Annotated in this window: 20 protein-coding genes; 13 read left to right on the top strand and 7 right to left on the bottom strand. The window is 59.3% G+C overall.

Features of this window, described 5'->3' with window-relative positions; all coding sequences use genetic code 11:
- The first annotated feature begins 77 nt into the window (after positions 1-77).
- The 3 genes from RUE5091_RS13030 to RUE5091_RS13040 are packed head-to-tail and all read left to right on the top strand — an operon-like array spanning position 78 to position 1,658.
- Positions 78-509, top strand: a complete 432-nt coding sequence (locus RUE5091_RS13030) for an NUDIX hydrolase (RefSeq protein WP_279385382.1) — start codon at positions 78-80, stop codon at positions 507-509.
- 51 nt (positions 510-560) lie between these two features.
- Positions 561-1,016 (top strand): DUF1178 family protein, encoded by a 456-nt coding sequence (locus RUE5091_RS13035; protein WP_058282370.1) that lies wholly within the window; start codon positions 561-563, stop codon positions 1,014-1,016.
- Positions 1,017-1,019: 3 nt separating this feature from the next.
- A complete protein-coding gene (locus RUE5091_RS13040) occupies positions 1,020-1,658 on the top strand; it encodes an SDR family oxidoreductase (RefSeq protein ID WP_058282371.1) in 639 nt (212 codons plus the stop codon).
- Here the strand turns inward: RUE5091_RS13040 and RUE5091_RS13045 are convergent.
- Positions 1,652-2,005 (bottom strand): hypothetical protein, encoded by a 354-nt coding sequence (locus RUE5091_RS13045; RefSeq protein WP_058282372.1) that lies wholly within the window; start codon positions 2,003-2,005, stop codon positions 1,652-1,654. The genes RUE5091_RS13040 and RUE5091_RS13045 overlap by 7 nt on opposite strands.
- 163 nt (positions 2,006-2,168) lie before the next feature.
- On the opposite strand from RUE5091_RS13045, the gene RUE5091_RS13050 reads away from it, so the two are divergent.
- The 6 genes from RUE5091_RS13050 to RUE5091_RS13075 all read left to right on the top strand — a co-directional run bounded on the left by RUE5091_RS13050 (position 2,169) and on the right by RUE5091_RS13075 (position 10,974).
- Complete coding sequence (locus RUE5091_RS13050) at positions 2,169-3,407, top strand: aspartate kinase (protein ID WP_058282373.1); 1,239 nt, start codon at positions 2,169-2,171, stop codon at positions 3,405-3,407.
- Positions 3,408-3,453: 46 nt separating this feature from the next.
- Positions 3,454-5,697, top strand: a complete 2,244-nt coding sequence (gene ptsP, locus RUE5091_RS13055) for a phosphoenolpyruvate--protein phosphotransferase (RefSeq protein ID WP_058282374.1) — start codon at positions 3,454-3,456, stop codon at positions 5,695-5,697.
- A 137-nt stretch (positions 5,698-5,834) separates the two neighbouring features.
- On the top strand, positions 5,835-7,280 hold the full coding sequence (gene zwf / locus RUE5091_RS13060; RefSeq protein ID WP_058282375.1) for a glucose-6-phosphate dehydrogenase: 1,446 nt from the start codon (positions 5,835-5,837) through the stop codon (positions 7,278-7,280).
- 2 nt (positions 7,281-7,282) lie between these two features.
- Entirely contained in the window at positions 7,283-9,088 is a 1,806-nt protein-coding gene (gene edd / locus RUE5091_RS13065; protein ID WP_058282376.1) for a phosphogluconate dehydratase, read from the top strand.
- Between the two features lie 5 nt (positions 9,089-9,093).
- Positions 9,094-9,726, top strand: a complete 633-nt coding sequence (locus RUE5091_RS13070; RefSeq protein WP_058282377.1) for a bifunctional 4-hydroxy-2-oxoglutarate aldolase/2-dehydro-3-deoxy-phosphogluconate aldolase — start codon at positions 9,094-9,096, stop codon at positions 9,724-9,726.
- A 51-nt stretch (positions 9,727-9,777) separates the two neighbouring features.
- A complete protein-coding gene (locus tag RUE5091_RS13075) occupies positions 9,778-10,974 on the top strand; it encodes a pyridoxal-phosphate-dependent aminotransferase family protein (protein ID WP_058282378.1) in 1,197 nt (398 codons plus the stop codon).
- Between the two features lie 13 nt (positions 10,975-10,987).
- On the opposite strand, the gene RUE5091_RS13080 is transcribed toward RUE5091_RS13075, so the two are convergent.
- On the bottom strand, positions 10,988-12,094 hold the full coding sequence (locus RUE5091_RS13080) for a pyridoxal phosphate-dependent aminotransferase (protein ID WP_058282379.1): 1,107 nt from the start codon (positions 12,092-12,094) through the stop codon (positions 10,988-10,990).
- A 130-nt stretch (positions 12,095-12,224) separates the two neighbouring features.
- Between RUE5091_RS13080 and RUE5091_RS13085 the strand changes: the two genes are divergently transcribed.
- Entirely contained in the window at positions 12,225-13,007 is a 783-nt protein-coding gene (locus RUE5091_RS13085) for a crotonase/enoyl-CoA hydratase family protein (RefSeq protein WP_058282380.1), read from the top strand.
- On the opposite strand, the gene RUE5091_RS13090 is transcribed toward RUE5091_RS13085, so the two are convergent.
- The 3 genes from RUE5091_RS13090 to RUE5091_RS13100 form a co-directional block, all read right to left on the bottom strand.
- A complete protein-coding gene (locus tag RUE5091_RS13090) occupies positions 13,008-13,340 on the bottom strand; it encodes a DnaJ family domain-containing protein (RefSeq protein WP_058282552.1) in 333 nt (110 codons plus the stop codon).
- 33 nt (positions 13,341-13,373) lie between these two features.
- Positions 13,374-14,537 carry a benzoate/H(+) symporter BenE family transporter gene (locus RUE5091_RS13095; protein WP_058282381.1) on the bottom strand — a complete coding sequence of 388 codons (1,164 nt, stop codon included), beginning with the start codon at positions 14,535-14,537 and terminating at the stop codon, positions 13,374-13,376.
- A 131-nt stretch (positions 14,538-14,668) separates the two neighbouring features.
- Positions 14,669-17,827: a valine--tRNA ligase gene (locus tag RUE5091_RS13100; protein ID WP_058282382.1), complete on the bottom strand. Its 3,159-nt coding sequence runs from the start codon at positions 17,825-17,827 to the stop codon at positions 14,669-14,671.
- Positions 17,828-17,968: 141 nt separating this feature from the next.
- Here RUE5091_RS13100 and RUE5091_RS13105 point away from each other — a divergent pair, with 141 nt between their 5' ends.
- The gene (locus RUE5091_RS13105) at positions 17,969-20,260 is read left to right on the top strand and encodes a xanthine dehydrogenase family protein molybdopterin-binding subunit (protein WP_058282383.1); all 2,292 of its coding nucleotides are present in this window, start codon (positions 17,969-17,971) and stop codon (positions 20,258-20,260) included.
- The gene (locus RUE5091_RS13110) at positions 20,238-21,314 is read left to right on the top strand and encodes a T6SS phospholipase effector Tle1-like catalytic domain-containing protein (protein ID WP_058282553.1); all 1,077 of its coding nucleotides are present in this window, start codon (positions 20,238-20,240) and stop codon (positions 21,312-21,314) included. The genes RUE5091_RS13105 and RUE5091_RS13110 overlap by 23 nt, the downstream gene beginning before the upstream one ends.
- A 1-nt stretch (position 21,315) precedes the next feature.
- Here RUE5091_RS13110 and RUE5091_RS13115 read toward each other — a convergent pair whose 3' ends face one another.
- Both RUE5091_RS13115 and RUE5091_RS13120 read right to left on the bottom strand, forming a co-directional pair.
- Complete coding sequence (locus RUE5091_RS13115) at positions 21,316-21,960, bottom strand: NUDIX hydrolase (protein WP_207383738.1); 645 nt, start codon at positions 21,958-21,960, stop codon at positions 21,316-21,318.
- Positions 21,961-21,965: 5 nt separating this feature from the next.
- The gene (locus tag RUE5091_RS13120; protein ID WP_058282555.1) at positions 21,966-22,541 is read right to left on the bottom strand and encodes a GcrA family cell cycle regulator; all 576 of its coding nucleotides are present in this window, start codon (positions 22,539-22,541) and stop codon (positions 21,966-21,968) included.
- Between the two features lie 126 nt (positions 22,542-22,667).
- On the opposite strand from RUE5091_RS13120, the gene RUE5091_RS13125 reads away from it, so the two are divergent.
- A complete protein-coding gene (locus RUE5091_RS13125; protein ID WP_058282556.1) occupies positions 22,668-23,471 on the top strand; it encodes an ABC transporter permease in 804 nt (267 codons plus the stop codon).
- The last annotated feature ends 1 nt before the right edge of the window (position 23,472 follow it).

Here is a 23,472-nt window from a genome sequence, read left to right on the forward strand (position 1 = left end):
TATCATATGAAAGGCGGCTCAGCGTGATTGACGCAAGGCTATCGCCGCATGTTTCCGACAATACCCGACATCTGCCGGTGCTGCAGCAATGTGCTGCATTATGCTACCGCGTCGTGCAGGGGCAGCCTGAGGTATTGTTAATCACAACACGCAAATCGCGCCGTTGGATCATCCCCAAAGGGTGGCTGATTGACGGGCTCACGGCGTCTCAGGCCGCGCGGCAGGAAGCGTGGGAAGAGGCCGGCATTCGAGGCGATTGCGAACCGCAGGCGATGGGTCAGTTTCGCTATCGCAAGCGCCATCAAAAAAAGGGCCCTGTTTTGTGCGTCGTGGATGTTTTCCCGCTTTTGGTAACGTCGGTCGCGGCGCGTTTTCCTGAAATCAAACAGCGACAGAGAAAGTGGTTTGCGCCAGAAAAAGCCGCTTTTCTGGTCAATTTCCCTGAACTTGCGCTAATGTTTCAAAAACTTGAGCCGATTGGGTGCCAAGATGCCTCTGGCAGGGCTTGATATTGCCATGTCTCTGGGTAATCAATTCGGCAACCGACATTTGGACGGATCATGATTCAATACGCATTGAAATGCAGCAACGGCCATACATTTGACAGTTGGTTTCAATCGGCCGCCGCTTACGACAAACTGGCATCCGCGGGCATGGTGACATGCGCGGTGTGCGGGTGTTCAGATGTCGAAAAGGCTATCATGACACCGCGCGTCCGACCGGCTCGCGATGCTGTCAAAAAGGCTACGGCCCCGATGCCAGAGGCAGAAACGATAGACGTGGCCGCCCCCGCACCTGACGTCGAAAAAGTGCTGGCCGAGCTGCGCCGCAAGGTCGAAGAAAACTCGGATTACGTCGGCAAAGAATTCGCCAGCGAGGCGCGCAAGATTCATCTGGGCGATGCACCCGAGCGTGCGATCTATGGCGAGGCCAAGCCGGAAGAGGCCCAGGCCCTGATCGACGATGGGGTGCCGGTGGCGCCTTTGCCTTTCCTTCCCAGCAGAAAGACGAACTAAGCCGTGCATGTTGTTATTACCGGGGTCAATCGCGGTATTGGCCGAACGCTGGCTGAAAACTATCAGGCCCGTGGGGATAAATTGACGGGTACTGCTCGGGATGGCAGCGCGCAGGTTGTTTTGGATGTCACCGACCCCGCGCAACATTTTGATGTGGCCGCGCATTTAGGCGATCAACCTGTTGATCTGTTGATCTGCAACGCCGGGGTCTATCTGGACAAAGGGCAAAGTATTGATGGCTATCCTGCCGATATGTGGACGCAGAGCTTTGCCATCAACGTGACCGGGGTGTTTCTGACCGTTCAGGCTTTGTTGCCGAACCTGCGTGCTGCGCAGGGAAAGGTTGCGATTATTTCGTCGACAATGGCCTCGCATACCCGCGCACCAGGGGGCAGCTATATCTATCGCGCATCAAAGGCTGCAGCCTTGAATCTGGGGCGCAATCTGGCCACCGATCTGCGCGATGACGGGATCGCCGTGGGTATCTATCACCCCGGCTGGGTACTGACCGATATGGGCGGGCCGGAGGCCGATATCACGCTGGATCAGGCCGCTGAAGGCCTGATTGAACGGTTCGATTCACTGTCACTGGAAACAACGGGTTGTTTCGAAAACTGGGACGGTCGTGCCCACGCTTACTGACGTTTCAGTGCTGCGGTGGGGATTTCGTAGACTTCGTCCGGGTCGATGAAGATCACTGTCAGGTCGCCGCGCGTCTCATGGCTGATTTTGGCCGGTGAGCTGCTGGAACTGGGCACGCCGTCGGTGAAATAGATGCTGCGCACCTCGCCGCCACCCAATGACACAGCCAGTGTCGTGGTGCCATCGTCATGGTGGCGCAACTCGGCATGGCAGTTGTCAAGCGGTGCACCACCCGAGGCGCAGGGAACCGTACCCAAAGCATTCTTGCCGTCGGTTGCGGCCAGTGTGGAAACCTGCGCAAAGGCGGAGGACGACAGCATAACAGCTGCGAAGGCAAGGCGGTACATGGAAAACCTCATGGAAAATTCGACGCCTAAGGCTGGCACCCCTGCTGCCGGATGTAAAGCGACCCTATGCGGCATTCGGGTCGGTTTTGGACCCTTGCCCTTACGGCCCCCCTCGCATAAGACGCACGGGACCTGATTTCCAAGGCGCGGAGAGACCACCCCCATGCCCGTACTCGTAATGAAATTCGGTGGCACATCGGTTGCCAACCTTGATCGCATCCGCCGCGCGGCAAAACGCATCGGTGTTGAAGTGGCCAAGGGCTATGATGTGATCGTCATCGTCTCGGCCATGTCGGGCAAGACCAATGAATTGGTGGGTTGGGTCGACGAGACATCTCCGCTGTATGACGCGCGCGAATATGATGCCGTGGTGTCTTCGGGCGAAAATGTGACAGCTGGTCTGATGGCGCTGACGTTGCAGGAAATGGATATCCCGGCGCGCAGTTGGCAGGGCTGGCAGGTGCCGCTGATGACCACCAGCGCCCACAGCCAGGCCCGGATCGAGGAAATTCCGACCGAAAACCTATCTCAGAAATTCGCCGAGGGCATGAAAGTGGCCGTTGTTGCAGGTTTCCAGGGTATCAGCCCCGAAGGACGCATCACCACGCTGGGACGGGGTGGGTCAGACACCACCGCCGTAGCTTTTGCTGCCGCGTTCGGTGCCGAACGATGCGATATTTATACGGATGTGGATGGCGTCTATACCACCGACCCGCGCATCTGTGAAAAGGCGCGCAAACTGGATCGCATTTCGTTTGAGGAAATGCTCGAACTGGCCTCGCTTGGGGCCAAGGTGCTGCAAACCCGCTCGGTCGAGCTGGCGATGCGGTATAAGGTGAAACTGCGCGTTCTCTCAAGTTTTGAAGAACAATCCGACGAGGCCGGTACGCTGGTCGTTGACGAGGAGGATATCATGGAATCCAATGTTGTGGCCGGTGTGGCCTATTCCCGTGACGAGGCCAAAATGACGGCCGTATCGGTGGCGGACCGCCCCGGTATCGCCTCGACCATCTTTACTGCGCTCAGCGATGAAGGCGTGAATGTGGACATGATCGTCCAGAACATCTCGGACGAAGGGCGGACGGACATGACCTTTTCCTGCCCGACCGACCAGGTGCCGCGCGCCGAAAAAGCGCTGCTGGCGATCAAGGACGCGGGCGAGTTGAACTATGCCGAACTGGTTGCGGATGAAGATGTCTGCAAGGTCTCGGTTGTAGGTATCGGGATGCGCTCTCAGTCGGGTGTTGCGGCCAAAATGTTCAAGGTGCTCTCGGATGAGGGGATCAACATCAAAGTCATTACAACCTCTGAGATAAAAATTTCCGTCCTTGTGGATCGGAAATACATGGAACTTGCGGTTCAGGCACTGCATGATGCCTTTGAACTGGACAAGGCGGCCTGAGCATTTCAGCCAAGGATCTCGCCTGACACACTAATTTGGTTGGGCCATGGTGGACGGCACCGAAACAGAATCCCGCAAGCTGCTGGGGCGGCTGCGTGAAGAGATGGCGAGCGAGGCCGCCGGTCAGGAACGTCTTGACCGGATTACGCATCTGATTGCCGACAGCATCCGGGCCGAGGTCTGCTCGGTCTACCTGTTCCGTGATGAGGACACGCTGGAGCTGTGCGCAACCGAAGGTCTGGCACCCGAGGCGGTGCACAAAACCCGGATGCGCATGGGCGAGGGGCTGGTGGGCCGTGTTGCCCAATCCGGCAAGGTCGTGAACACCCCTGACGCGCCATCGGCCAAAGGCTTCCGCTATATGCCGGAAACCGGTGAAGAACGGTTCTCGTCTTTTCTGGGTGTTCCTGTTCAGCGTCTGGGCGAAAAACTGGGCGTTCTGGTGGTGCAATCCCGCGAGGCGCGCAAGTTTTCGGCGGATGAGGTCTATGCGCTGGAAGTCGTTGCCATGGTTCTGGCCGAGATGGCCGAGCTGGGCGCCTTTATTGGCGAGGGCGCGGCCCTGTCGCCACTGCACCAGCAATCTGTACAGCTCAGCGGTGGACCGGCGCAGGAAGGCTACGCCGAAGGCCATGTCTGGCTGCATGAGCCTCGTGTTGTCGTTACTAATCCGATTGCTGATGATCCTCTTCGCGAGCGTGAGCGTCTGACTGAGGCGGTCGAAGAACTGCGCGTTGGCGTCGACAAGATGCTTGAAATCTCGAAGGGCGGTGACAAAGAGCAGCTTCAGGTTCTCGAAGCCTATCGCATGTTCGCCAATTCCAAAGGCTGGATGCGCCGGATGGAAGAGGACATTGCCCTGGGCCTTAGCGCCGAAGCGGCGGTGGAAAAAGAGCAATCGCAGGCGCGCGCCCGTATGGGGCAGGTGACCGACCCCTATTTGCGGGAACGGCTGGCTGATCTGGACGATCTCTCCAACCGGTTGCTGCGCATTCTGACCGGGCAGGGCAACACCAATGGCGCTGACCTACCGCCCGATCCGATCCTGATCGCCCGCAATATTGGCCCCGGAGATTTGCTGGAGTACGGCCGGTCACTGAAGGGTATCGTGCTTGAGGAAGGCTCGGTGGGCAGTCACGCCACCATCGTGGCGCGTGCGCTGGCGATCCCGCTGGTGGTGCATGTGGGTCGGATCACGACCGAGGCGTTGAACGGCGACCACATCCTGGTTGATGGAGATCAGGGCATTGTCCATCTGCGCCCCGAAGAAACCGTGGCAAACGCTGTGCGCGATAAAATCGCTATGCAGGCAAAGGCGCAGGAACGCTATGCCTCGATCCGCGAAACCCCGACAGTGACGCGGGATGGGGAACGGATCAATCTGGTGATGAACGCAGGCCTGATGGCCGATCTTCCTTCGCTGGGCAATTCCGGAGCTGAGGGTGTTGGCTTATTTCGGACTGAGTTGCAATTCCTGATCCGCAATAAGATGCCCAAGCGATCAGAGTTGGTGACGCAATATCAAAAGGTTCTGGACGCGGCTGAAGGTAAACGAGTGATTTTCCGCACGTTGGATATCGGGTCCGACAAGGTCCTGCCTTACATGAAGCACGTGGCGGAACCGAACCCGGCGCTGGGCTGGCGCGCGATTCGCGTAGGTCTGGACAAGCGCGGCGTGATGCGGATGCAGTTGCAGGCCCTAATTCGGGCCGCCAATGGGCGCCCGTTGTCGATTATGTTCCCCTTCGTGGCGCAGGCCGACGAATTTTACGAGGCCCGCTGGGAGGTCAACAAAACCATCGAACGCGAAAAACGTTTGGGCCACGTCCTGCCGGAATCGCTTGAGGTCGGGGCGATGCTGGAAACCCCATCGCTTGCCTTTGCGCCGCAGAAATTCTTCGATGAGGTCGACTTTGTTTCGGTTGGGGGCAATGACCTGAAACAGTTTTTCTTTGCCGCTGACCGAGAAAACGAACTGGTGCGCCGTCGATATGACACGTTGAATGTCAGTTTCCTGACGTTCATCGAGCGGATCGTGGAACGTTGCAACACCTCTGACACGCCGCTTTCGTTTTGTGGCGAGGATGCAGGTCGCCCGGTCGAGGCTCTGTGTCTGGCTGCAATGGGCATCCGGACGCTTTCGATGCGTCCGGCCTCGATCGGTCCGGTCAAAAGCGTGCTGTTGCGGGCCGACCTGCAATCTTTACGAAAGATTATTGCAGACGCGCGTCACCGGGGCGATCAATCGGTTCGTCCCGCCGTTATGGAGTGGCTGCGCAATCAGGGCTGACATCCTTTTCCGGGCTTGCTTTCTGCATCTGCATTGCCTATGCAGGCTGTGAATGTTAGCGATAACATACCCACGTTTCGGGCGCTGCGGTGTTCTGGTGTTATGTTGGATAGGGTGAGAACTGAAGGAGCCCGTCGATGGTTTCACGCGTAATTCCGGTTAATCCGTTCGATCTGGTGCTGTTCGGTGCGACCGGCGATCTGGCGCAACGCAAGATTCTGCCGGGCCTGTATCACCGGTTTGAGGTTGGGCAGATGCCCGAAGACGCCTGCATCATCGGTTCGGCCCGCTCGGATATGGACAGCGATGCGTTCCGCGATCAGATACGTGCCTCGATGGCGGAATTCGCACCGGAGTTCAAAAAGGATGTGTTGGATCGCTTTCTCGACCGGGTTTCGTATGTGTCAGTCGATGCGTCGGGCGATGCGGGCTGGTCGGACTTGGCCAAGGCGTTGCGCCCCGATGTCGTGCGCGCGTTCTACCTTTCAGTCGGACCCAGCCTGTTCTCGGGCATTGCGCACAGGTTGAACGAACATGGGTTGGCCACACCGGACAGCCGCATTGTCGTGGAAAAACCCTTCGGTCATGATCTGGCATCCGCCAAAGCACTGAACGAAGGTTTGCGTGCCTGTTTTAAAGAGCATCAGATTTACCGGATCGACCACTATCTGGGCAAAGAGACGGTGCAGAACCTGATGGCCCTGCGCTTTGCCAATTCGCTGTTCGAACCGCTATGGAACTCGACCCATATCGACCACGTTCAGATCACCGTGGCCGAAACCGTAAGCGTCGAAGGGCGCGGTTCCTATTACGACCAATCCGGTGCCATGCGGGACATGGTCCAGAACCACCTAGTGCAACTTCTGTGCCTGACCGCGATGGAACCGCCGTCGAAATTCGCCCCCAACGCGGTGAGGGATGAAAAGGTCAAGGTGATTGAGGCGCTGGACCCAGTGGAGCCAAAGGATATCGCGCGCGGCCAGTACCGGGCCGAACACGGGCAGGGTGGTTATGTTGATCATGTCGGCAACCCCGCCAGCCGTACTGAAAGCTTCATCGCGTTGAAGGTTCATCTGGGCAACTGGCGTTGGGCGGGCGTGCCGTTTTATCTTCGCACCGGCAAGCGGCTACGGGCGCGGGAATCGGAAATCGCCGTGTTCTTTCGTGACCCGCCACATACGATCTTTCCAAATGTGGGTCCACTGCACGGCAACGTGCTGGTGATCCGCCTGCAACCGGACGAGGGGATTATCCTTCGCACCACCATCAAAGACCCCGGTCCGGGCGGCTTCCGCCTATCAGATGTGGCGCTGGACATGAGCTTTGCGGACGCTTTGGGTGTCGAGGCCAGCGCGCCCGATGCTTATGAGCGGCTGGTGATGGATGTCATCCGGGGCGATCAAACCCTGTTCATGCGCGGAGACGAGGCCGAGGCCGCTTGGGCCTGGGTCGATCCTATCATTCAGGGATGGGAGGATCGCGGCGATCGCCCGGCACGCTATGATCAGGGCAGCTCGGGTCCTGAAGAAGCATTGATGCTGATGCACCGCGACGGACGTCGCTGGCGTCAGATCGGAGGTTAACCATGGTTCATTCTGTTATCACCGATGTCACCCGGCGGATTATTGACCGTAGCGCCGATCTGCGTGGCCCGCATCTGGAACGGATGGAGCAGGCCAGATCCAAAGGGCCTGCCCGCGCGCATCTGTCGTGCAGCGGTCAGGCGCATGCTTATGCCGGGGCGCGGACGGATCAACAGGCTATGGCGACCGGTACCGCTGGAAACCTTGGCATCGTCACGGCATATAATGACATGCTCTCGGCGCATCAGCCGTTCGAGCGGTATCCCGGCCTGATCCGCGATGCGATCCGAGCCGCCGGTGGCACCGCACAGGTCGCAGGCGGCGTACCGGCCATGTGCGACGGCGTCACCCAAGGCGAAGCCGGGATGGAGCTGTCGCTGTTTTCCCGCGATGTGATCGCGCTGGCGACCGGGGTGGCGCTGAGCCACAATACCTATGATGCGGCTGTCTTCCTTGGCGTTTGCGATAAGATCGTTCCCGGTCTGGTGATCGGCGCACAGACCTTCGGACATCTACCCGCAGTGTTCCTGCCCGCTGGCCCTATGACCAGCGGCCTGCCCAATGACGAAAAGGCCAAGATCCGCCAGAAATTCGCCGCCGGAGAGATTGGGCGCGACGAACTCATGGCCGCCGAAATGGCCGCTTATCACGGCCCTGGCACCTGCACGTTCTATGGCACCGCCAACACGAATCAGATGCTGATGGAGTTCATGGGCCTGCACCTACCAGGCTCAAGCTTCATCAACCCGAACACGCCGTTACGGGACGCGCTGACCGAACAGGGCGCACGCCATGCTTTGTCTCTCAGTGCGCTGGGCAACAATTACACGCCGGTCTATCAAGTCCTCGACGAACGGGCCTTTGTGAATGGCATCGTCGGTCTGATGGCCACTGGTGGTTCGACTAACTTGCTGATCCACCTGATCGCCATGGCGCGGGCGGGTGGTATTGTGCTGGATTGGGAAGATTTTTCCGATATTTCCGCCGTCGTCCCGCTGGTTGCACGGGTCTATCCAAACGGTCTGGCAGATGTGAACCATTTCCACGCAGCAGGCGGGCTGGGCTACTGCATCGGCACGCTGCTTGAGGATGGGCTTCTGCACCCCGACACCCTGACCGTCGCGGGGCAGGGGTTGCAAAATTACACCAGGGAACCCAAGCTGAAAGACGGCGATCTGGTCTGGGAAGAGGGCGCTGGCCATAGCCTGAACGATAAGATCGTCCGCCCCGCCAAAGATCCGTTCCAGCCCACCGGTGGACTGTCGCGCCTGACCGGCAATCTGGGCACAGCGGTCATGAAAGTTTCCGCAGTTGCGCCCGAGCACCAGATCGTCGAAGCACCCGTGCGTGTTTTCCACGATCAGAGCGAAGTTAAGGCGGCTTTCAAGGCTGGTGAATTCACCGGGGACGTTATCGTTGTCGTCCGTTTTCAGGGACCAAAAGCCAACGGTATGCCTGAATTGCACTCACTGACTCCGATCCTGTCGATCCTTCAGGGCAGGGGCCAAAAGGTGGCGTTGGTCACTGATGGTCGTATGTCCGGAGCCTCGGGCAAAGTACCTGCGGCGATCCATGTCTGCCCTGAGGCGCTTGAGAGCGGCGCGATCGCCTATCTGCGGGACGGCGATGTGCTGCGCGTCGACGCGGTGAAAGGTGATCTGGAAATCCTTACCCCAGGTGTGCTCGACCGCACCCCGGCCGCAGCCGATCTGTCTGCCAATCAACATGGCGTCGGTCGGGATCTCTTCGCCGCTTTCCGCAACAATGTCGGGTCCGCCGACGCCGGTGCCAGCATTTTTGGAGTGTAATCTTCATGTCAAAAACCCAACGAACCCGCGAAATATGCGGTCTGGCGCCCATTGTCCCGGTTCTGGTCGTCGATGACGCCGCGCAGGCGCGGCTTTTGGCCGAAGCACTGGTGGCAGGTGGTTTGCCCGCACTGGAGGTAACCCTGCGCACCCCGGCAGCCCTGGATGCCATCCGAGCCATGGCACAGGTGCCCGGAGGTGTTGTCGGAGCGGGTACGCTGGTCACTCCCGAGGACGTGCGAGCTGCAAAAGAGGCGGGCGCGCAGTTTGGCGTTTCACCCGGCGCGACCGATATGCTGATTGCAGCCTGCGAAGCCGAAGGTCTGCCTTTGCTGCCCGGAGTCGCTACGGCCAGCGAGGCGATGGGCCTGCTGGAAAAAGGCTATGACATGCTGAAATTCTTCCCGGCCGAAGCGTCGGGCGGCGCGCCCGCGCTAAAAGCCATTGGTGCACCTCTGCCGCAGATCACTTTCTGCCCGACGGGTGGTGTGTCACCGGCCAATGCCCGCGATTACCTGTCGTTGTCGAATGTTGTTTGCGCTGGCGGCAGCTGGGTCGCGCCCAAACAGATGGTGCAGGATGGTGATTGGGCCGGGATCGAAACACTCGCACGTGAAGCCTCAAAGCTGATGGATTGACGCGGCGATTAGCAGCGTTAGGGTGGGCGTCAATTCAAACAGGTTGATCCCATGAAAAATCAAATCTCTCTTGCGCAGGGGCGCGAGTATCTGGCGATTCCCGGCCCTTCGGTCATGCCTGACGCGGTTCTGCAGGCCATGCACCGTCCGTCACCCAACATCTATGATGGCGAACTAATTGACTTGGTACCCACCCTGGCTCGCGATCTGAAACGCGTGGCGGGTACAAACCACAACGTCGCCATTTACATCGCCAACGGCCATGGCACGTGGGAAGCGGCGCTGTCCAACGTCATCGCGCCGGGTGAAACGGTCCTTGCCCCGGCTTCGGGCATATTCACATACGGCTGGGCCGAGATGGCAGAGGGTATCGGTGCTAAGGTTGAGCTGCTCGATTTCGGCATGTCTTCGTCTTGGGATATGGATCGCATCGCGGACGCCATTCGCGCAGACGCGGCGCATCAGATTAAGGCCGTTCTGGCGGTACATGTGGACACATCCAGTTCGATCCGCAATGACATCCCGGCGTTGCGGGCCTTGCTGGACGATATGAACCATCCGGCATTGCTGATGGCCGACTGTATCGCCTCGCTGGGCTGCGACCGGTTCGAAATGGATGCCTGGGGCGTCGACGTCATGGTGACGGCTTGCCAAAAAGGTTTGATGACCCCGGCAGGCGTGGGATTTGTGTTTTTCAACGACAAGGCGCAGGCCAAACGGGCAGAGATGCCGCGTGTTTCGCAATATTGGGATTGGCAGCCGCGCGTGAAACCCAAAGTGTTTTATCAGTATTTCAACGGCACCGCGCCGACGCATCACCTGTATGGTCTGCGTGCAGCGCTCGACATGATCCACGCTGAAGGGATCGAGAATGTCTGGGCGCGTCACGAACACCTTGCAAAGGCCATTTGGGCGGCGTGCGAAATATGGGCCGAAGGTGGCGCGCTTGAAATGAATGTGACCAACGGCGCCCATCGCAGCCACGCGGTGACTGCCTTGCGCCTGACGGATGGCCGGGGAACGCCGCTGCGCCAGTTTTCCGAGCGCCAGTTGGGCCTGACGCTTGGCATTGGTCTGGGGATGGAGGATCACGCCGGTTGCTTCCGTCTGGGACATATGGGTCACATGAATGGCCAGATGGTCATGGCGATGCTGGGCGGCGTGGAAACCGCGATGGCTGCCCTGAACATTCCGCGTGGTTCCGGCGCGCTTGAGGCCGCTGCCGCCACGCTGGCAATCAAGCCTTAACCCAAGTCCCGGGTCAGATAGTGGCTTTCGCTTTGGCCAGCGCCTTGGGCAGCGCGTTGGCGAAAGCGTCCAGATCCGCTGCCGTACCACAGCTTACACGGATACAGCGGTTCTGAGGTGCAGCGAAAGGCATACGCACAAAGATGCCTTGCGCCACCATTGCCTCAAGCACCGCTTTGGCAAACTCTCCATCACGCCCGCAGTCAATCGCCACGAAATTGGCGGCTGAGGGTAAGGGTTCCAACCCGTTATCTCTTGCGATCTGGCTGAGCCGGTCGCGCGCCGCCGCAATCAGTGACTGAACCTGCGACAGCCAGTCGGTATCCTGCAGCGCCACCAAGGCGCCGGCCTGGGCGGCACGGTTCATTCCGAAATGGTTGCGGACTTTGTTGAAGACTTCGATCAGCCCTGGCGCGCCAATTCCATAACCAACCCGTGCCCCAGCCATGCCATATACCTTGGAAAACGTCCGCATCCGGATCACACGTGGATCATCTGCCGAAACCGGTGCCGCAGTGCCCTTTGGTGCGCATTCCACATAGGCCTCGTCCAGCACCAATAGGCATCTTGCGGGCAAGGCCTCCAACGCGGCTACGATATTCGCGCCACTGTGCCAACTGCCCATCGGATTGTCGGGGTTGGCCAAATAGACCAGTTTTGCGTCCACTTCGGCCGCTTTGGAGAACAGCGCCTCGGGGTCCTCGTGGTCGCCACGATAGGGCACCTTGTGCAACACGCCACCAAACCCGGTCACGTGATAGTTAAAGGTCGGATAAGCCCCGTCCGAAGTCACAACTGTATCGTCGGGCCCAACCAGCAGCCGCACGAGATAGCCCAGCAAGCCATCAATGCCCTCTCCGACCACGATATTTTCCGGCTTAACCCCGTGATAATCGGCCAGTTCGTGTCGCAGGTCGTGGCTTTCAGGGTCTCCATATTTCCAAATGTCCGTTGCTGCCATCGCCTCGACGGCGCGGGGCGAGGGACCAAAGATGCTTTCATTCGCCCCCAGCCGGGCGACAAAGGGCGCGCCGCGCTGACGTTCCTGCGTTTCCGGCCCGACAAAGGGTACGGTTGCGGGCAGGGATAAGGCAAGCGGGGTATAGCGTGGGTCAGTCATGGTCCGAGATAAACCCATGGCTGCCTGCCAGGCAACCACCTGCGATGCTCGGACAGACCTGCCCCTACGTTGAGGTGGAACTTGGCAGACCTTCCGGGCATGGTTGTGCCAACAAGATCAGGAGGCCCGTATGACCCGCGTATCTGTCGAGTACAAAGATCACATCGCCCATGTCACGTTGACGCGCGGTGACAAGATGAACGCGCTGGACGACGCGATGGTCAAGGCGCTGTTGTCTGCCGGGCAAGAGGTCGCGGCCTCGGACGCACGCGCCGTGGTTTTATCGAGTGAAGGCAAAAGCTTTTGCGCCGGGCTAGATATGGCCAGTTTTGCCAAGATGGCGCATATGGACCCGACCGAGTGGCTGATGACCCGCAGTCACGGGGATGCCAATGAAATGCAAGAGCTCGCCTTGATCTGGCGGCGTGTGCCGGTTCCGGTGATCTGTGCCATTCAGGGTGTCGCCTATGGCGGTGGGCTGCAAATCGCGCTGGGCGCGGATATTCGCATCGCGCACCCCGATGCCAAGCTGGCAGTGATGGAGATGAAGTGGGGTATTGTCCCCGACATGGGGGGGATGGTGCTGCTACCGCAATTGGTGCGCTCGGACGTTTTACGTCTGTTGACCTACACCGCCCGTCCCATCGGTGCGCAGCAGGCGGCGGAATGGGGTTTGGTGACGAAGCTTTCGGACGATCCCCTGACCGAGGCTCTGGCTTTGGCCGAAGATATCGCAGGCAAAAGCCCATCCGCAATTCGCGCCGCCAAGCGCCTGATCGAAGTGGCCGAAACCAAGACCCGAGCCGAGGTATTGGTCGAGGAATCCGCCGAGCAGGTCGAGCTGATCGGCAAACCTGATCAGATGGAGGTGGTGATGGCGCAGATGCAGGGGCGAAAACCTGAATTCAAGTGACTAGCGCATAAAGGCTCGCCGTGCATCGCGCGCCATATTGTACCGCATTTCCAGTTCGGCGATGCGAGCCATGGCGGCTTTGCGCGCATTTGGATCGGTCAACTCGGTGTAGTCCTTGCGGGCAGCATCAAGCTTTTTCCTGATCTCGAACTCTTCCGGCAGCACTCCGGCTTGTGCCATGATCCGGTGCCCAGCGGCGATGGCCGGATCACTCTGCGCCTCGCAAGATCGATCCGGCAAAGGTTGTCCTTCGCCCTCAAGCCCTTGCAACTGGCCTTCGGCCTGTGCCTTTTTGATCTGACGTTCGATCAGTTTTGCAAGCGATCCAAGCATGGTCAGACTATATCCCATCCCCAGTAAGTGCTGCTAGCGAATTCGGTTTGTGACCAGATATGCAATACCACCGGCCAACAGCCCCCAGACGGCAGCACCCAGTCCAAAGACCGAAATGCCCGATGCGGTGATAGCAAATGTCAGGATGGCGGCTTCTCTTTCTGCCGGAACATCAAGCGCCGCATGGGTGGCGTTGGCCAGTACTCCGATCAATGCAATCCCCGTGAGGGCACCCATCAACAGCGGGTCGGCATGCACCGCAAACCCGGTGATGGCTACGGCGAAGATGCCAAACAGGCAATAGAACACGCCGGCCATTACGGCGGACCAATAACGTTGGGCCGGATTCGGGTGGCTGTCCTCATTCGAACACATCGCGGCGGTGATCGCGGCAAGGCAGGTTGCTGGTGCTCCGAACGGCGCCGATAGGATGCTGGCTGCGCCGACCGATGAGAACAACCTGCCGGAAGCGGGCGTGTAGCCAAAGCTGCGCATCACTGCGATTCCGGGGATGTTCTGCGTGGCCATGGTGACGATAAATAGTGGCAGACCGATACCGACTGCTGAGGCCAGCGAGAAACTCGGCATAGTCCAGACCGGTGCGGCTACCAGATGGGTTGGCGTAACCGAGGCGTCACCTGCGTTCAAAACGACGACAATTGCCGCGGCGACGACCGCCGCCGGAACCGCAAACAGCCGGTTCAACCGCCCGGCAATGAACCAGGTCAGGATCACTGGCAAAGCCTGCCATGGCAGTTCAACGGCTGCCTTGAAGGGCAGAATGCACAGCGGCAGCAGAACGCCGCCAAGCATTGCCTGGGCCAGCGTTGTCGGGATGGCGGCCGCCAGCCGTCCAAGGGGCCGCCAGAGACCGGCTAGCACGGTTAGCGCGCCTGCACATAGGAACGCGCCGACCGCGTCAGAAAATCCGGCGGCGGGTGTTGCAGATACGGCCAGAAGGGCGACGCCGGGGGTCGACCACGCGACGCTGATGGGTTGGCGGTACCACAGGCTAAGACCGATGGCAGTCAGCCCCATGGCAATGGCCGCCATCATCAGGCCCGAAGCGGATTCCTGCGCCGAGGCCCCCATGGCCGCCAGTCCCTGCAATACGATAGGGAAAGAGCTGAAGAACCCGACAATGGCTACGACCAGCCCGGTCGAGACAGTTTGGATCGGAGGGAGTGCGCGTGCCATTTTGACCTCGGGGGGGTGGTAACCTGCACTTGCTAACAAGGGTCAGGCTTTGGGCGCAAGTGCTTTGGGTCAAAAGAAAACCCCAACGCCGGTTTGGCGATGGGGTCAAAATTCAGGTGTTCAAAAAAGGATCAGGCGATTTCGGCCAAACGGGCCAGTGCCTCGTTCAGCTTTGCCTCTTCCTCTTCGCGGGCAGCGAGGTTGGCCTTGGCCTCGGCGACAACCTCCTCCGGGGCCGAGGCCACGAATTTCGGGTTGTTCAGACGCCCGCGCAGGCCGCCGAGTTCCTTGGCCAGTTTGCCTTTGGCTTTCTCCAGCCGTTCCTTTTCTGCACCGATGTCGATGATATCAGCCAGTGGCAGGCCAAAGGTGGCACCGGGGGCGGCGATGGAAATCGTCCCTTTGGGCAGTTCATTTACCTTGGTCAGGCTGTCGATCCGCGCCAGACGTTTGATCAGCGCCTCGTTGGGATCCCACGCGGCCTGTCCATGGCCATCAATCTCGGTCACCAGCATCGGCACATAGAGGCCAGCCGGAACCCGCATTTGAGCACGGGCGGAACGCGTGTTTTCGATTACCGAGATCACCCAGTTCATCTCGCGATCCGCATCCGCATCAACCAGTTCAGTGCCGTAGTTGGGCCAGTCGGCATGCACGACCATTTTGGCGCGGTTGCCGGTCAGGCCCCAGAGTTCCTCGGTGATGAAAGGCATGATCGGGTGCAACAGGACCATGCACTGATCCAGAACCCAGCGCATGGTGGCGCGTGTCTCGGCCTGTGCCTCGGCGTCATCGCCCTGCAGCAGCGGTTTGGACAGTTCGACGTACCAGTCGCAGACCTTTCCCCAGACAAAGGCATAGAGCCCGTTGGCCGCGTCGTTGAAACGATAGCTTTCCAGTGCCGCGTCGACCTCGGCCCGGACGCGGGCGGTTTCGCCGATGATCCAGCGGTTGACCGCGGCCTTGGGTTTCAGGTCGGCCACGTCAAGTCGCGGCACGGCATCGGTGAAAACCTCGTTCATTTCGGCAAAGCGGACGGCATTCCAAAGTTTGGTGCCGAAGTTGCGATAGCCGGTGATACGCTCCTTGGACAGTTTCAACACACCGCCAATCGCTGCCATTGAGGCGTTGGTAAAGCGCAGCGCGTCGGCGCCGAATTCGTCCACGATTTCCAGCGGGTCGATGACGTTGCCGGTGGTCTTGGACATCTTCTTGCCCTTCTCGTCGCGGACGAGCTGGTGCAGGTAGACGGTGTGGAACGGGATCTCGTTCACTACGGCCAGTTGCATCATCATCATCCGGGCGACCCAGAAGAACAGGATGTCAAATCCGGTGATCAGTACGTCCGTGGGGAAGTAGCGTTTCAACTCCTCGGTCTGCTCGGGCCAACCCAGCGTGCCGATGGGCCAGAGGCCGGAAGAGAACCACGTGTCGAGCACGTCGGGATCGCGCCAGACCGGGTAGACCAGCTTGGTTGGGTCTTGTTCGACAGCATATTGAGCAAGGCCTTCAGCGAACTGATGGATCGCTTCCTGCTTGTCGGTGACTTCGATGACCGTCGCGTGGCTCAACGGGCTTGGAATGTTGGCGTTGTCATCGAAGAATTTTTCGGTAACGGCCTCAAGGTTTGCTGCGCACTCCATGACATTGCCACGGTGAAGCATGCCGCCTTCGTTCAGCAAACGACCCAATTCGACCAGATCAAGGTCGCCGTCGTTCTCTTCGTCGATGAAGTCATCGGCGGACAGATCGAGGCCATACCAAACCGGAATCTGATGCCCCCACCACAGCTGGCGCGAGATGCACCAGGGCTCGATGTTTTCCAGCCAGTGGTAATAGGTCTTTTCGCCCGACTCGGGGATGATCTTGACCGTGCCGTCCTTGACCGCATCCAGCGCAGGGCCGACGACCTTTTCGGCATCGACGAACCACTGGTCGGTGAACATCGGTTCGATGACGACTTTCGAGCGGTCGCCGAAGGGCTGCATGATCGGTTTGCTCTCGATCAGCGGCACCAGCTTGTCCGCGCCTTCATGTTCGGGTTTCAGAGCAGTCGAGCCCAGACGTGCGTCGTCGGCCCGACACATGACGGCCAGACCATCGGCAGTGATTTCTTCAACCACCTTCGCCCGCGCCTCGAACCGGTCGAGCCCGCGAAGGTGATCGGGGACGAGGTTGATCGCATCGATCTCGTTTTCAGTGAACTCACGTCCACGCGCATATTCCTGCGCCTTGCCCGCCTCATCGGCGTAGGGCGCGCCATCGGCCCGCATCGCGCCACGCGTATCCATCAGGCGGTACATCGGGATGCCGCCGCGCTTGGCCACCATGTTGTCGTTGAAGTCATGCGCGCCAGTAATTTTCACTGCGCCCGAGCCGAAATCGGGATCGGGGTAGTCATCGGTGATGATCGGAATCTGACGGCGATGCTCTTTCGGGCCAACCGGGATTTCGCAGAGTTTCCCGACGATTGGCGCGTAACGCTCATCTGAGGGGTGAACCGCAACCGCGCCGTCGCCTAGCATGGTTTCGGGCCGCGTGGTAGCGATTGAGATATAATCGCGCTCTTCCTCGAGAATGATGTTCCCGTCCTCGTCTTTTTCGACGTAGGTATAGGTCTCACCCCCGGCCAGCGGGTATTTGAAATGCCACATATGGCCCGCGACTTCGATATTCTCGACCTCAAGGTCCGAGATCGCGGTCTCAAAGTGCGGGTCCCAGTTGACCAGACGCTTACCGCGATAGATCAGGCTCTTCTCGTACATGTCGACGAAGACCTTGATGACGGCGTCATGAAAATTCGCAGAATTTTCGTGCCCCGTGCGCGGATCACCCGCCGCACCCGCCATAGTGAAGGCGTTGCGCGACCAGTCGCAGGAGGAGCCGAGGCGTTTCAACTGCTCGATGATCGTGCCGCCGTATTCGCCCTTCCATTCCCAGACTTTCTCAAGGAATTTCTCGCGGCCCAGTTCCCGGCGACCGGGCTGTTGGGTGGCGGCCAGCATCTTTTCCACCTGCATCTGCGTGGCGATACCGGCGTGGTCCTGTCCAGGCTGCCACAGCGTGTCGAAGCCACGCATGCGGTGCCAGCGGATCAGGATGTCCTGCAGCGTGTTGTTGAATGCGTGGCCCACATGCAGCGCGCCCGTCACGTTGGGCGGCGGGATCATGATGGTAAAGCTTTCTTCGCGCGATTTGTTCGCGCCTGCCTTGAAGGCTCCGGCCTGTTCCCAGGCCTCATAGATGCGGGCCTCGGCCTCAGCCGCGTTGAATGTCTTTTCCATCGCCATTGGATGCGTCCTGCGTCAACAAATTCGGGTCAGCGCCTGCAATAGCGAATGCGCAGGGGAAGGGGAAGGGTTTGTGCGTGATCTGGACAACGAACCGGTGCAGCCTAAAGTCGCCCCTACAGGCTGTGGCAAGAGGACCCAATGGACAAGTTCGGAAAAAGTCAGCCGGTGAAACGGACCGAGGATCATCGGTTTCTAACCGGGCAGGGGCAATACATTGATGACGCGGTGCCTGATGATGCACTTTTCGCTGCCTTCTTTCGCAGTCCGGTTGCGCATGGGCGGATCACCGCGCTGGATCTGGATGTTGCGCGTGAGGCTGAAGGCGTGCGGCTGGTTATGGCGCTGGACGATCTGACTGAGGCCGGGATCGACACGGTCTTGAACGCAGTTATTGTGTCGAACCGGGATGGCTCGAAAGCGGCAGCGCCGGATCGCCACATGCTGGCCAAAGACCGCGTGCGCTTTGTGGGTGAGCCGGTTGCGGTGGTGATCGCAGAAGCGCAGATGCAGGCCCGTGATGCGGCCGAACTGATCTGGATGGAAACCGACGACCTGCCCGCCAAGCTGAATCTGGACGCAGGCGGTGAGCCGCTGCACACTGAGGCCCCTGACAACCGCGCCTTTGACTGGGGTATGGGCGATGAGGCCGCGACCGAGGCCGCCTTTCAAGCCGCGGCGCATACAGTGCAACTGAACGTTGCGGACAATCGGGTGATCATCACGTCAATCGAACCGCGTGGGTGTCAGGCCAGTTGGTTCGAGGGACGGTTGCACTTTGCCTATGGTGGGCAGGGCGTCTGGGCCATGCGCGGGCAGTTGGCACAGAAACTGAAGCTGAAGTCCGATGCGATCCGCGTCACCACTCCGGATGTGGGCGGCGGATTTGGCATGAAGGTGATGCCTTATCCCGAATACTTCTGTGTCGCCGTTGCTGCAATGAAGCTGGGTGAGCCGGTTCACTGGATGTCGGACCGGTCCGAGGCGATGCTATCGGACCATCATGGTCGCGATTTGGCCTCGCTGGCGGAACTGGCCTTTGATACCGATTACAGGATCACCGCTTACCGGGTGAACAGCAAAGTGAACCTTGGCGCCCATAACAGCCATTTCGGGCAGGCCATCCAGACCAACCTGTTCAGCAAAGTGCTGATGGGTGCCTATGACGTGCAGACCACCTATCTGCGGGTTGAGGGGTTTTACACCAATACAACGCAGGTCGATGCTTATCGCGGTGCGGGCCGGCCCGAGGCGATCTATGTGCTGGAACGCGTCATGGACCGCGCCGCGCGGGAACTGGGTGTCGATCCGTGGGAACTGCGGCGCAAGAATTTCATCCGACCCGAAGCGTTTCCTTACAAATCCGCGACTGGTGAAATTTATGACGTCGGCGATTTCGACATGGTACTGAGCCGTGCGCGCGAACAGACGCAAGGGTTCGCCGCCCGTAAAGCCGCCGATGCCGAACGTGGTCGGTTCCGGGGGCAGGGGCTTTGTTACTATATCGAAAGTATTTTGGGTGACCCTTCCGAGAACGCAAAGATTGCTTTCTGCGAGGATGGCACCGTGAACCTCTATGTAGGCACTCAATCGAACGGACAGGGCCATGACACCGCCTATGAACAGTTTCTGTCGGACCAGCTTGGCGTCCCGATGAACCAGATTACCGTCATCCAAGGAGACAGCGATCAGCTTCCCAATGGCGGCGGAACCGGAGGGTCGCGATCCGTCACAGTCCAAAACACGGCCACACTGGCCACAATCGATGTCATGATCGCCGCATTCACGCCCTATCTGGCCGATAAGATGGGGGTCGAGGAGGCTGACGTGAGCTTTGATCACGAAACATTCCGCGCACCGGGGTCCAACCTGACGCCCACTTTGACCGAAGCGGCCGAGATGGCCCGCGCCGATGGTCGAACCGATCTTCTGCAACACGAGGCGCGCATTACGCTGGACGCACGCAGTTATCCGAATGGCGCACATGTTGCCGAAATCGTTATTGATTGTTTCACCGGCGAAACATGGGTCGACCGCTATACTGTTGTTGACGATTTCGGCAATCTTATCAACCCGATGCTGGCTGAAGGGCAGGTGCAAGGGGGCGTTGCGCAAGGTATAGGTCAAGCTCTGTCTGAACACGTTGTGCATGATGCCCAAGGGCAACTGCTCACGGCTTCGTTGATGGACTACGCCTTGCCCCGTGCGTCCGAGATACCCATGATAAAGTTTACCTCGGCACCGGTTCCGTCAACTTCGAACCCAATGGGTATGAAAGGATGCGGAGAGGCCGGCACCGTGGGCGCGCTGGCCGCTGTGGCGAACGCGGTGCAGGACGCGCTTTGGGAACATGGGGTGCGGCAGGCCGATATGCCGTTCACACCTCACAGAGTTTGGGAATTGCTGACGCATGTTTCTGTCGCGGCTAAGTAGAAAGGTACTGGGATGGCTCGGGCGGCCTTTGCGGTCCGAACATTCGGCCGAGGCGCTGCACCGCGAACCGATCAGCCATGTCATTATCCTTGACGGCACCATGTCGACGCTGGAACCGGGCTTTGAAACGCATGCAGGGCAAACGTTGAACCTGTGTCGCGAGATGGGTGCCAAGGTTTCGGTTTTTTATGAATCCGGCGTGCAGTGGGAAAGTTGGAAATCCTCGTTGGACGTGATGATGGGGCGGGGCATCAATCGGCAAATCCGCCGCGCCTATGGCTATCTGGCGTCACGCTACAAACCCGGCGACAAGATATTCTTCATTGGGTATTCGCGCGGCGCTTACGGCGTGCGCAGCCTTGCAGGCGTGATCGACATGATCGGCTTGCTCAAGGCGGAACACGCGACCGAACGCAATATCAAGCAGGCCTATCGCCATTATGAATGTACGCCTAACGGCGAAGCAGCCCGAGAATTCCGCCGCAAGTTCTGTCATGAAGAGATCGCGATCGAGATGATCGGCGTGTGGGATACAGTCAAGGCGTTGGGTCTGCGCCTGCCGCTTCTATGGCGTTGGGCTGAGGATAAGCACGCATTTCACAACCATGAACTTGGCCACGCGATCCGGCATGGTTATCACGCCATGGCGTTGGACGAGACGCGCGAGGTGTACACACCGATTTTGTGGAAATGTACGCCCGAGTTCAAAGGACATGTTGAACAGGTCTGGTTCCGTGGCACACATGGCGATGTGGGCGGGCAATTGAACGGATTCGAAGAGGCGCGCCCACTCAGCAATATTTCCCTGATCTGGATGCTGGATAAGGCCGAGCAGCACGGATTGCCGCTGCCCGACGGCTGGCGCGACCGGTTCCCGACCTCAACCGCTGCAACTTCGGTGGGGACTTGGCGTGGGTGGGGTAAAATATTCCTGCTGCGCAAGCATCGTAAAATCGGGACGGACCAGTCTGAGCATCTGCACATCTCGGTCGCTCCAGAGGAGTTGCCCGGCTGGGTGCCGATGCCGGATGTGCCTTCGCACCCGGCACAGTAGGTCAATCGAAATGGGTTTGAGGTTGACCCATTGAATGGGCTTGGAACGCTGCTGTGACATCGGCGTGGATATTTCGTACCAAAGATAATTCCGGCAATTTGTCTAGGGAAAAGAAGGCGGCGTCGCTGGTCTCGGCACCCCACTGCGGAGTGTCTGTACCGTCTTCGTCGCACAGGAAGAATAGTTTATTAAAATCTCGGGCATCCGGCGGATACGGATGCCGCGCCTTATGACGCAGAGCAAATAGGTGTTGTGCGCGGACCCTTAGCCCGGCTTCTTCCCAGACTTCACGTTCAATGTCTTCCGCCGGAGAACTGCCAATATCCGCAAATCCGCCCGGCATGGCCCACAACCCATCCAGTCGTTCTCGGACCAGAAGAATGCTGCCGCCCCGGATTACAGCGCCGCGAATGTCGATGCTGGGCGTGGCGTATCCGCCTGCATGATCCGAAATCAGACCTTCGATCCGCGACACGGGCACCCGCCCCAAATCGGCCAACATGGCTTGGGCCATACTTGCGATCTCGTCATAGCGTTCGCGATCAAAGGGGTCTTTGGTGAAATGCTGGCCGGTTTCGGCCAGCGCCAACAGGCGTTTTGCCCGGGTCAGCCAGGTATCCTCCAGTGTAGTCGGATCCTGGCGCATCCGCTTTATCGCCGCCGGTCGCGGCGCGAGCTCATCGGTTGGAAGGCCACGCCTACATGCGCCTCACAGTATGGTTTACCAGCCTCTGTCGGCAGGCCGCAGAACCAGAAATCCTCGGTCGCGGGGTCGCCGACGGGCCATTTGCAGGTTTTCTCGGTCAGTTCCATCAGCGTCAGCTTTTTGGCTTTCTTCTCGATTTCATTGACCTTGGCCAGTGCCTCGGGGCTGATTTCGTTGGCCGAAGGCTGCGGTGGCAGCGGCTGACCGGCCGGGATGATCTGGCGGCGGGCCGGCACAACGGGCTTGGCCTCAGCCGTAGGTGCAGCGGCCGGACGGGCCGGTTCGGTTTTGGGAGCCGGTTTCGGCTTGGCCTCGGCCTTGGGCGCAGGGGCCGGTTTTTCCTTGGGCTCGGCCTTGGCCGGGGATGCGCCGGTGGCGCGGTTCGACAGGCCCAGACGGTGCACCTTGCCGATCACGGCGTTGCGGGTTACCCCGCCCAATTCCTTGGCGATCTGGCTGGCCGACTGGCCTTCGCCCCACATCTTCTTCAGCAGTTCTACACGCTCGTCAGTCCAGGACATCATTTGCCTTTCAAAAGCGGAAAGCGGCCCCGGATTCGGGCCGCCTTGGGAAATCGTCTCAGCCCCCTATTCTAATCACTGCGCCCCGAGTTACAAGCAGTCTTCGAATCAGGTTGAGGTCATATGATGCAGATACCCCTTGAGCAGAACGAACACCGTTTCGGAGCGGTCAATTGGATGGGTCTTTATACGCTGGCCAAACGCGAGACTTTGCGCTTTCTGGCGGTCTGGACCCAGACCCTGCTGGCGCCGCTGGTAACTGCGGGTCTGTTTCTGCTGATCTTCAACATTGCCATTGGTCCCAGTCGGCCCGACGTGATGGGGGTGCCGTTTCTGACCTTTCTGGCGCCAGGCATCATGATGATGACCGTGATTCAGAACGCCTTTGCCAACACTTCGTCTTCGATGGTGATAGCCAAGGTGCAGGGCAATATCGTCGATACGCTGATGCCGCCGCTGTCTCCGCTGGAGATATTGCTGGGCTATCTGGCCGGTGGGATCGTGCGCGGTGTTCTGATTGCCTGCGTCGTCGCCATTGCGCTGGTGCTGGTGCTCGGGCTGGTGCCGCAAAACCCGTTGATTGCGCTGCTGTTTGTTATCCTCGGAGGTGCTTTCATGGCCGCGTTGGGTTTGTTCGCCGGAATATTCGCCAACAAATTTGATCAGATGGCGGCGATCACCAACTTCATCGTCACGCCATTGGCCTTCCTGTCGGGTACGTTCTATTCGGTCGAGGCGTTACCACCTGTTCTCAACCGCCTCAGCCATGTGAACCCGGTATTCTACCTGATTGATGGGTTGCGAAATGGCATGATCGGTGTATCTGATAGCTCGCCAGCACTGGGTTTCGCGGTTTGCAGTGGCACAACGCTGTTTGTCTGCGCAATAACTTGGCAGATGCTGCGAAAGGGCTACAGGTTGAAAGCGTAGC

The organism is Ruegeria denitrificans, from assembly GCF_001458295.1.
Taxonomy (GTDB): domain Bacteria; phylum Pseudomonadota; class Alphaproteobacteria; order Rhodobacterales; family Rhodobacteraceae; genus Ruegeria; species Ruegeria denitrificans.